Source organism: Mesorhizobium sp. (assembly GCF_004963255.1).
Classification (GTDB): Bacteria; Pseudomonadota; Alphaproteobacteria; order Rhizobiales; family Rhizobiaceae; genus Mesorhizobium.
This window is the reverse complement of record NZ_SUGA01000108.1, coordinates 1-534: the sequence shown is the minus strand read 5'-3', so window position 1 is coordinate 534 and position 534 is coordinate 1. Positions and strand designations below refer to the sequence as shown.

The 534-nt window shown below is 60.9% G+C and carries 1 protein-coding gene; it reads left to right on the top strand.

Going from position 1 to position 534, the window contains the following annotated elements:
- The coding region (locus E5X34_RS32660; RefSeq protein ID WP_292573351.1) for a glucoamylase family protein at window positions 1-410 on the top strand (410 nt) is incomplete at its 5' end.
- Window positions 411-534 lie beyond the last annotated feature (124 nt).

Genomic DNA, 534 nt, shown 5'->3' with positions numbered 1-534 from the left:
TCAATGGTGTCCAGCGGGAGTTCTACGACTATGTCGGCCGCGGCGTTCCCTATGGGCCGGATGACGGCACGCTCGCTCCATGGGCGGTCGCGGCTTCATTGCCGTTCGCTCCGGAGATCGTCCTGGAGGCGCTCGACTTCTGCATCCATCAGGCGAAGCTGAAAGAGTTCAGCAGATACGGCTTCAAGGCGGCCTTCAATCCCACCCACCCGGGCGAGCCTGGCAATCCGTACGGGTGGTGGGTATCGCCCTGGCACTTCGGCATCAACCAGGGCCCCATCGTGCTGATGATCGAGAACTACCTGAGCGACATGGTTTGGCGCTTGATGCGCGGTTGCCCGTACATCGTCACCGGATTGCGACGCGCCGGGTTCAACGGCGCCTGGCTGAACGATGCGGATCCTGGCTGAAGGGATTGCTCGAACCCCACGGGCGGACCGATCGAATTGACGCACATCAAAGCGCATCTGAATCGAAGGGGCGATCATGCACATGGTGAATAGCTCGGAAGCCTTGCCGTGCTTGGACAATCTT